At 74.3% G+C, this 9,255-nt stretch carries 8 protein-coding genes; 4 read left to right on the top strand and 4 right to left on the bottom strand.

Annotated elements, in window-relative coordinates; all coding sequences use genetic code 11:
• Positions 1-2,060: polarized growth protein Scy (scy, locus tag IE330_RS18820; RefSeq protein ID WP_308439024.1), on the bottom strand; the 2,060-nt coding region annotated here is incomplete at its 3' end.
• 210 nt (positions 2,061-2,270) lie between these two features.
• The gene (gene mce / locus IE330_RS18815) at positions 2,271-2,711 is read right to left on the bottom strand and encodes a methylmalonyl-CoA epimerase (protein WP_190137209.1); all 441 of its coding nucleotides are present in this window, start codon (positions 2,709-2,711) and stop codon (positions 2,271-2,273) included.
• A 181-nt stretch (positions 2,712-2,892) separates the two neighbouring features.
• Between mce and IE330_RS18810 the strand changes: the two genes are divergently transcribed.
• Entirely contained in the window at positions 2,893-4,095 is a 1,203-nt protein-coding gene (locus IE330_RS18810; protein WP_190137208.1) for an acetyl-CoA C-acetyltransferase, read from the top strand.
• A 127-nt stretch (positions 4,096-4,222) separates the two neighbouring features.
• Complete coding sequence (gene meaB / locus IE330_RS18805; RefSeq protein ID WP_190137207.1) at positions 4,223-5,179, top strand: methylmalonyl Co-A mutase-associated GTPase MeaB; 957 nt, start codon at positions 4,223-4,225, stop codon at positions 5,177-5,179.
• A gap of 213 nt (positions 5,180-5,392) precedes the next feature.
• On the opposite strand, the gene IE330_RS18800 is transcribed toward meaB, so the two are convergent.
• A complete protein-coding gene (locus tag IE330_RS18800) occupies positions 5,393-6,070 on the bottom strand; it encodes a PepSY domain-containing protein (RefSeq protein WP_190137206.1) in 678 nt (225 codons plus the stop codon).
• Positions 6,071-6,209: 139 nt separating this feature from the next.
• Between IE330_RS18800 and IE330_RS18795 the strand changes: the two genes are divergently transcribed.
• Entirely contained in the window at positions 6,210-6,941 is a 732-nt protein-coding gene (locus tag IE330_RS18795) for a response regulator transcription factor (protein WP_190137205.1), read from the top strand.
• Entirely contained in the window at positions 6,938-8,713 is a 1,776-nt protein-coding gene (locus tag IE330_RS18790) for a sensor histidine kinase (protein ID WP_190137204.1), read from the top strand. The genes IE330_RS18795 and IE330_RS18790 overlap by 4 nt, the downstream gene beginning before the upstream one ends.
• A 55-nt stretch (positions 8,714-8,768) precedes the next feature.
• Here the strand turns inward: IE330_RS18790 and IE330_RS18785 are convergent, their stop codons facing one another.
• Positions 8,769-9,245 (bottom strand): MarR family winged helix-turn-helix transcriptional regulator, encoded by a 477-nt coding sequence (locus IE330_RS18785; RefSeq protein WP_190137203.1) that lies wholly within the window; start codon positions 9,243-9,245, stop codon positions 8,769-8,771.
• Positions 9,246-9,255: the final 10 nt, after the last annotated feature.

Below are 9,255 nucleotides of genomic sequence, written 5' to 3'. Positions count from 1 at the left end.
GCCTCCGCGCGCACCCGGTCCGCGCTGTCCTGCGCCTCCGTCTTCAGGCGCTCGGCCTCGGCGGCCGCCTCCGAGCGCAGCCGCACCGCGACGGCCTCGCCCTCGGCGCGCGACTGCGAGGCCTCGGCGGCCGCCTCGGCGCGCAGCCGCTCGGCCTCGGCCTCGGCCTGCGCCTGCAGCGTCCGGATCCGCTCGGCGGACTCCGTGCGCAGCCGCTCCGTCTCCTCGGCCGCCTCGCGCCGCATGCGCTCGGCCTCGGCGCGCGCGTCGCCGAGCGTCTGCTCGGCCGCGGCCAGCTTCTCCTCGGTCTCCGACCGGAGCCGCGCCAGCTCCGCGTCGGCCTCCGCCCTGCGGGCCGCGATGGTGCGCTCGGCCTCCTCGCGCAGCTCGCGCGCGGCCGTCTCCGCCTCGGCCCGGACGGCCTCGGCCTGCTCGTCGACCTCCGTGCGGTGCCGCTCGGCCTCGGCGCGGGTGCGCTCCAGGGTCTCCTCGGCCTGCCGGCGCAGCGACGTGGCGCGCTCCACGGCCTCGGCGCGGACCCGCTCGGCCTCGGCGGCCGCGGCCTCCCGCGCCTCGGCGGCGTCCGCCTTGGCCTTGGTGAGCAGCTCCTCGGCGGACCTGGCCGCCTCCTCGATCTGCTGGACAGCCTCGCGCCGCGCCTCGCCGCGGATCTTCTCGCCCTCGGCGACCGCGTCGGACCGCAACTGCTCGGCCTCGCCGCGCAGCCGCCGCGCCTCCTCCTGGAGCTCGACGGTCTTGGCGCGGTACTCCTTGGTGTCGTCCTTGGCCGCGCCCTTGAGCTGCTCGGCGATGTCGTGCGCCTCGCTGCGCAGCCGGTCCGCCTCGGCCTCGGCCTCGGCGCGGACCCGCTCGGCCTCCTCGGCGGCGGCGCGCGTGGTCGCCTTCGCCTCCTCGGACGCCTTGGTCAGCACGTCCTCGGCGGTCTTCGCGGCCTTCGCGATCTGCGAGGCGGTCTCCTCGGCCGTGATCGACCGGGCCTTCTCCGCCGCCTGGGAGATCAGCTTCTCCGCCTCGGCGGCGGCGTCCGCGAGCTTCTGCTCGGCCTCCGCCTTGGCGGCCTCGGCCTCCTTCGTGGCCTCGCCGACGAGCCGGGCCACCTGCTCCTTGGCCGTGCGCGTGCGCTGCTCCCCGGCGGCCTCGGCGGCGGCGAGCTGCTTGGCCGCGGCCTCCTTGGCCTCGGCGACGAGCTTGTCGGCCTCGGCGCGCGCCTCGCGCAGCGCCGCGTCGGCCTCGGCCATCCGCTCCTCGGCGGCGCGGCTGAGCTCCGTGGACCTGCGGCGCGCCTGGTCGGACTCGGCCGCCGTCGTCGAGCGCAGCGTCTCCGCGTGGTCGGCGGCCTCCTGGGCCTGCGTGGAGGCCGCGTTCAGGAGCCGCTCGGCGTCGGTGCGGGCGCGGCGCAGGATCGCCTCGGCCTCCGCGCGGGCGCTCTCGGTGTCCGCGCCGAGCCGCTGCCGGGCCGCCGCGGCGTGCCGCTCGGCCTCGGCGCGGGCGGCGGCCAGGGCCTGGTCGGCCTCGGCGCGGGACTCGTCGAGCAGGCGGCGGGCCTGCGCCTCGCTGCGGGCCCGGAGCTGCTCCGCCCAGGCCACGTTCTCGTTGACGTGCGACTCGACGGTCTGGCGGCGCTCGTTCAGCTCCTGGTCGAGCTGCTGGCGCCGGGAGACGGCCTCCGCGTGCAGCTCGGCCTGGAGGCGCGCCTGCTGCTCGGCGTGCTCCTGGAGGATGCGCTGCGTCTGGGCGCGGGCCTCGCGCAGCTCGCGCTCGGCGTCGGCGCGCAACTGCTCGGCCTGGATCTGCGCGTTCCGCAGCATCTGCTCGGCCTGGTAGCCGATGTCCGCGCTGTCGTAGGCAGGCCGGGACGCGAGGTTGCGGCGCGCCTCGTGCAGCTTGGCGCGCAACACCTCGACCTGGTAGCCGAGGTCCTCGGCGTGCTGGACCGCCTTCTCCCGATCGGTCTTCAGCCGGTCCATCTCGGCTTCGAACCGCGAGAGGTGGTCGGCCTCAGCCGGTCGTCGGCTGTCCTGGCTCTCGTAGCCCCGCACTGCGCGGTCCCATCCGTCCCCTGGTCGTAAGTCTTCGACGTACGAGCCTCGTCCGCGCCGGCGAACGAGGCCCCCGGGGAATGGTGTCAGATCAACAGCGGAGCTTGGGCTGCTGCCCCGACGCTCGTCCCCCGAAACCCGGACCCCGGCAAGCGACCGCCCACGGTGCGGACGGCCGCCCCTCACCCTACCGGCCCCGATAAGGGGAGGTCAGTGCTCGGCCCCCTCGGCGGGTGCCGAGGTCACGAGTTCGGTGAGAACTCCGTGGCAGTCCTTGGGGTGCAGGAAGGTGATGCGCGAGCCCATGGAGCCGACCCGCGGCTGTTCGTACAGGACGCGCACGCCCTTGCCGCGGATGGCTTCCGCGTCGCCGTCCACGTCCGCGGTGCCGAAGGCGATGTGGTGCACGCCCTCGCCGTTCTTGGCCAGCCACTTGCCCACGGCGGAGTCCTCCCGGGTGGGCTCCAGGAGCTGGAGGTACGAGGCCCCGCCGTCGGAGGTCTCGTTGATCTTCAGCATGGCCTCGCGCACACCCTGTTCCTCGTTGACCTCGGTGTGGAACACCTCGAAGCCGTACGTGGCACGGTAGAACTCGACGGTGGCGTCGAGGTCACGACAGGCGATCCCGATGTGGTCGATTCGCGTCAGCATCTCCCAAGTGCAGCGCCTGCGGCCGTGATTACGCAACGTGCGCGCGATCACACTCGCCGCCCGGTGACGCGCGCCGTACCGCTCAGTACATTCAAGTACACCTTCTCTCTGGGGGGATCCCCCCAGACCCCCCAACTCGTTCACAACTCCTCAGCTCCCGAGCTGGAAGGGGCCGTGCCACATGTCTGGAACGACCGGAACCACCTCAGTGATCGTCGCGGGCGCGCGCACGCCCATGGGGCGCCTGCTCGGCTCGCTCAAGTCCTTCTCCGGCGCGGACCTCGGCGGCTTCGCGATCAAGGCGGCCCTCGACCGGGCGGGGATCGGCGGGGACCAGGTGCAGTACGTGATCATGGGGCAGGTGCTCCAGGCCGGGGCGGGGCAGATCCCGGCGCGCCAGGCCGCGGTCAAGGCGGGCATCCCCATGAACGTGCCCGCGCTCACGGTCAACAAGGTCTGCCTCTCCGGCCTGGACGCCATCGCGCTGGCCGACCAGCTCATCCGCGCGGGCGAGTTCGACATCGTCGTGGCCGGCGGCCAGGAGTCGATGACCAACGCCCCGCACCTGCTGCCCAAGTCCCGCGAGGGGTACAAGTACGGCGCGGTCGAGATGCTCGACGCGATGGCGTACGACGGGCTCACCGACTCCTTCGAGGGCATCGCCATGGGCGAGTCCACCGAGAAGCACAACGCCCGCCTCGGGATCAAGCGCCCCGAGCAGGACGAGATCGCCGCGCTCTCCCACCAGCGCGCGGCCGCGGCCCAGAAGAACGGCGTGTTCGACGCCGAGATCACCCCCGTCGAGGTCCCGCAGCGCAAGGGCGACCCGGTGCTCGTCTCGAAGGACGAGGGCATCCGCGGCGAGACGACCGCGGAGACGCTCGGCAAGCTGCGCCCGGCGTTCGCCAAGGACGGCACGATCACGGCCGGCACGTCCTCGCAGATCTCCGACGGCGCCGCCGCCGTCGTCGTGATGAGCAAGGCGAAGGCCGAGGAGCTGGGCCTCGCCTGGATCGCGGAGATCGGCGCGCACGGCAACGTGGCGGGCCCGGACAACTCCCTGCAGTCCCAGCCGTCCAACGCCATCCGGCACGCGCTGAAGAAGGACGGCCTCACGGTCGACGACCTCGACCTCATCGAGATCAACGAGGCCTTCGCGGCGGTCGCGGTCCAGTCAATGAAGGACCTCGGGGTGTCCACGGAAAAGGTGAACGTCAACGGCGGCGCCATCGCGCTGGGTCACCCGATCGGGATGTCCGGCGCGCGCCTCGTGCTGCACCTGGCCCTGGAGCTCAAGCGGCGCGGCGGCGGCATCGGCGCGGCGGCGCTGTGCGGCGGCGGCGGCCAGGGCGACGCCCTCATCCTGAAGGTCGCCAAGGCCTGAGCAGGCCCGGCGGCGGCCCGCCCGGCCGCCGCCCGCCGCCGAACCCCCCATTCTCGTATCCCCGCCGAGCAGGTGCTCCCCGCCGAGCACATACTCCCCGCCGAGCACGTACGGAACGGAGCCGCACATGCAGGACGTCCCCTCCCTGGTGGCGCAGGCCCGCGAGGGCAGGCCGCGGGCCGTGGCCCGGCTGATCTCGCTGGTGGAGGGGGCGTCGCCGCAGCTCCGCGAAGTGATGGCGGCCCTCGCCCCCCTGGCCGGGCACGCCTACGTCGTGGGGCTGACCGGCTCGCCCGGCGTCGGCAAGTCCACGTCCACGTCGGCGCTGGTCAGCGCCTACCGGCGGGCCGGGAAGCGGGTGGGCGTCCTGGCGGTGGACCCCTCGTCGCCCTTCTCCGGCGGCGCGCTGCTCGGCGACCGCGTCCGGATGTCCGAGCACGCCTCCGACCCCGGCGTCTACATCCGCTCCATGGCGACCCGGGGCCACCTGGGCGGGCTCGCCTGGGCCGCGCCGCAGGCCATCCGCGTCCTGGACGCGGCGGGCTGCGACGTGGTCCTGGTGGAGACCGTGGGCGTCGGCCAGTCCGAGGTCGAGATCGCCTCGCAGGCCGACACCTCCGTGGTGCTGCTCGCGCCCGGCATGGGCGACGGCATCCAGGCCGCGAAGGCGGGAATCCTGGAGATCGGCGACGTGTACGTGGTGAACAAGGCCGACCGCGACGGCGCGGACGCCACCGCGCGTGAGCTCAACCACATGCTCGGGCTCGGGGAGTCGCGGGGGCCCGGGGACTGGCGGCCGCCCATCGTCAAGACCGTCGCGGCGCGCGGCGAGGGCACCGACGAGGTCGTCGAGGCGCTGGAGAAGCACCGCGCGTGGATGGAGGAGCGGGGCGTCCTCGCCGAGCGGCGCGCGGCCCGCGCGGCCCGCGAGGTCGAGACGATCGCCGTCACGGCCCTGCGGGAGCGGATCGCCGACCTGCACGGGGACGCGCGCCTGAGCGCGCTCGCGGAGCGCATCGTGGCCGGCGAACTGGATCCGTACGCGGCGGCGGACACCCTCGTGGAGGGCTTGACGACGGCTTAGCCTCCGGCTGGGGGGTGTGCCCCTGCGCGGGGCGGGCGTTTGTCTGTCCGGTTGCGGGACGATTGCCCACAGCGGGGACGGGCGGGGGCGGACGGTGGGGAAGCGCTTCGCGTCGGGGCCGGTGGGGCGAAGCCGGGTGTGACAGGTGGGTGGGTGGGAAAGAAGGGCCCCGCCGCGGCAGCGGCGGGACCCGGTGAAGGCCCAGGGGCCAGGTCAGTCGGTGGGGCCGGAGGTCACCCGGCCGGAGCCCGGGTCCACGGTCCAGTGGCCCTCGGCGCCCTTGCCGGACACCGTCTCCACCTCCCAGGCGCCCTTGCCGGACCGGTCGTCGTCGAGGTCGACGGACGTCACCCGGCCCTTGCCGGCGGTGGCCTTCGCCGCCTCGGCGGCGGTGCCCTTCACGCCCTTGAGGGCCGCCCGTGCCTCCGTGGCGTCCTCGGCGTCCCGCTCGGTGTGGGTGCCGAGCACCTTGCCCGTGCCCGGGTCGATCTCCACGCTGTGCCAGGTGTCGCCCTTGCCGAGGACGTCGACGTCCCAGACCATGCCGCCGTCCTCGTCGTCCAGCTCGGCGGAGACGGCGGTGCCCGGCGCCGACCTGAGCGCGGCCGCGATGGCGTCCGCGGCGCTCACCTTGGCGGCCTGGGCCGCGGCGGCGTCCCGCGCGTCCTCCTCGCGGTCGTCCTGGTCGTCCTGGTCGTCCCGGTCGTCGCTGTCGTCCCGGTCGTCCTGCGCGTCCCGCGCGCTGTCGTGGCGGTCGTCGTCCTTGGGCTGGACGCTCGACGTGCCCGCCGCCGACGTCTCGCCGTCGCCGCCGAGGGCGAAGGCCGTGGCCGTTCCGCCCCCGATGAGGGTGGCGACGGCGACGGTGGCGATGACGATGTTGCGCTTCATGGGTGTTCCTCCCGACTGGCTGGCCCCGATCCGTTCCGGAGCCGTCCGTTTCGACGAGGACCACGCTGCCTGAACGTTCCTGAAGCCCCCCTGAAGAAGCCTGAAGAACTCTTCAGGTCCGCTCCGGCATGCTGAGCACATGCGCCCGCCAGCCTCTTTCCACCCCCCGGCCGGGGACGTCTCGCGTCACCCCTGCCGCCTGCTGATCGTCGAGGACGAGAAGCGCCTCGCCCTCTCCCTCGCCAAGGGCCTGATGGCCGAGGGCTACGCCGTCGACGTCGTCCACGACGGCGCCGAGGGCCTGCACCGGGCCACGGAGGGGACGTACGACCTGATCGTCCTGGACATCATGCTCCCCGGTCTGAACGGCTACCGGGTCTGCTCCGCGCTCCGCGCGGCGGGCGACGACGTACCGATCCTCATGCTCACCGCGAAGGACGGCGAGTACGACGAGGCCGAGGGCCTGGACACGGGCGCGGACGACTACCTGACCAAGCCCTTCAGCTACGTCGTCCTGGTGGCCCGGGTGAAGGCGCTGCTGCGCCGCCGCGCCGCGGCCCCCTCGCCGGTGCACCGCGTGGGGGACCTGAGGATCGACACCGCGGCCCGCCGCGTGTTCCGGGAGGCGGCGGGGCAGGGCGCGAGCGAGATCCAGCTCACCGCCAAGGAGTTCGCGGTCCTGGAGCAGCTCGTGGTGCGCGCGGGGCAGGTGGTCTCCAAGGCGGAGATCCTGGACCACGTCTGGGACTTCGCGTACGAGGGCGACCCGAACATCGTCGAGGTGTACGTGAGCACGCTGCGCCGCAAGCTGGGCGCCCCCCTGATCACGACCGTCCGCGGCGCCGGGTACCGCCTGGAGGCACCGCGATGACCAGGCCCTCCGGCCGCGTGCACGAGCCCTCCGGCCGCGTGCGCGAGCCCTCCGGCCGCGTGCGCGAGCCTTCCGGCCGCGTGCGCAGGCTCTTCGGCTCGGTGCGCGCCCGCGCCGCCGTGGCCGCGACCGCCGTCGTCGCGCTCGCGCTGGTCGCCGCGGGCGCGGCCGTGCTGCTCTCGCTGCGGTCGAGCCTGGTCGACCAGGCCGACACCCAGGCGGAGTCCGCCGCCCGCGAGGTGGCGTCCCAGCTCGCCACCAACGTCCCGTACGGCGATCTCGACCTGCCCGACGGCGACGACAACCCGGTCCGCGTCCTGGACGAGGACGGCCGCGTCGTCGCGCACAGCGACGAGCTGGAGCGGATCTCCGGCCACCGGCTCGCGGCCGTACGCCCCGGCCCCACGGCCGGTGCCGACGCCCCGGCCTCCGCCTCCCCGTCCACCCCTGCGTCCGCGTCCGCTTCCGTGTCCCGGCCCGGCGCCGCCGCGCCGACGCCCGGCACCCGCGAGCCCGGCGACGACGACACGGACGCCGGCGACCCGGAGGACACGGATGACCCGGAGGACGCCGCCGAGGACCGCGAGGAGGCGGCCCGGGACGCCGCAGAGGAGCGCCGGGACGCCGCGGAGGAGAAGGCGGAGGCGGCCGGGGAGGACGGTGACCGCCTCGGGCCCGGCGAGATCGACGACGAGACCCACGTCAGCGAGGGCACCGCGACCGTCGACGGCGAGACGCGCGACCACCGCTTCGCCGCAGTCCGGGTGAACACGGAGTCGAAGGGTGAGCTGACCGTCGTGGCGGGCGCGCCGCTGACCGCCGAACAGAACGCCGTCACCACCGCGCTGACCGCGATGCTGATCGGCTTCCCGCTGCTGCTGGCCGTGATCGCGGCCGTGACCTGGCTGGTCACGCGCCGCGCGCTGCGGCCCGTCGACGCGATCCGCGCCGAGATGGCCGCCATCACCGCGTCCGAGGACCTGGCGCGCCGGGTGCCCGAGCCGGACACGCACGACGAGATCGCCCGGCTCGCCCGGACCACGAACGAGACGCTGGCCGCCCTGCAGACGTCCGTGGAGCGGCAGCGCCGCTTCGTCGCCGACGCCTCGCACGAACTGCGCAGTCCCATCGCCTCGCTGCGCACCCAGCTCGAGGTGGGCGCCGCCCACCCCGAGCTGCTCGACGTGGCGGGCGCCGTCGAGGACACCGTGCGGCTTCAGGAACTGGCCGCCGACCTGCTGCTGCTCGCCCGCCTCGACGCGGGGGAGAAGCCCGGCCAGGGACGGGTGGAGCTCGCGGCCCTGGCCCGGGAGGAGCTGTCGCAGCGCCCGTCGGACCGCGTGCCGGTCACCCTGGAGCTGGAGAGCGTCGAGGTGGCCGGATCGCGCGGGCAGTTGGCGCGGGTGCTGGGCAACCTGGTGACCAACGCGCAGCGGCACGCCCGCTCCCGGGTCACCGTCACCACGCGTACCGACGGGGACCGGGCGGTCCTCGCGGTGGCCGACGACGGGGACGGTGTGCCGCCGGCGGAGCGGGAACGGATCTTCGAGCGGTTCGTGCGCCTCGACGACGCGCGCACCCGGGACGAGGGCGGCGCGGGCCTCGGCCTCGCCATCGCCCGCGACGTGGCCGCGCGCCACGGCGGCTCCCTCACGGTCGGCGAGGCTCCTGGCGGGGGCGCCCTGTTCACCCTGACTCTGCCCCGAGCGTCACGGGAGCGCCCCGAAGGGCCGCGGGGAACGGCGCGGCCGGCCACGGACGACCGGCACTGAAGGGCACGGGCCAGGCCGCCTCACCCCGGAGCCCCGCCGAGGCGCAGCGGCGGCGTCAGGGCTTGCCGCGCAGCCCGCGCAGGTGCTCCGCGATCGGTGTCAGGGCCTTGTGCAGGTCGCTGAGCGCCTCCGGGGAGATCAGGTCGACGAAGTGCTGGCGCACGGAGGCCACGTGGTGCGGGGCCACCCGCTTCATGGTCGCCATGCCCTCGTCGGTGAGGACCGTGAACAGGCCTCGCCGGTCGGACTCGCAGTTCTCCCGCCGGACCAGGCCCGCGTTCTCCATGCGGGTGATCTGGTGCGAGAGCCGGCTCTTGGACTGCAGGGTGGCGGCCGCGAGGTCGCTCATGCGCATCCGCAGGTCTTCGGACTCGGAGAGATGTACGAGGATGTCGTAGTCGTTCATGGTCAGGTTGAACGGCTGGAGATCCTTCTCCAACTGGTACGTCAGCATCCTGTTGACCTCCACGTGGGTACGCCAGGCGCACTGTTCCTCGTCGGTCAGCCACTGCGGGGCCGTCTCGGTCTCCATGGAATCGATT

The organism is Streptomyces longispororuber (assembly GCF_014656095.1).
GTDB lineage: Bacteria > Actinomycetota > Actinomycetes > Streptomycetales > Streptomycetaceae > Streptomyces > Streptomyces longispororuber.
This window is presented reverse-complemented; position numbering and strand designations above follow the sequence as displayed.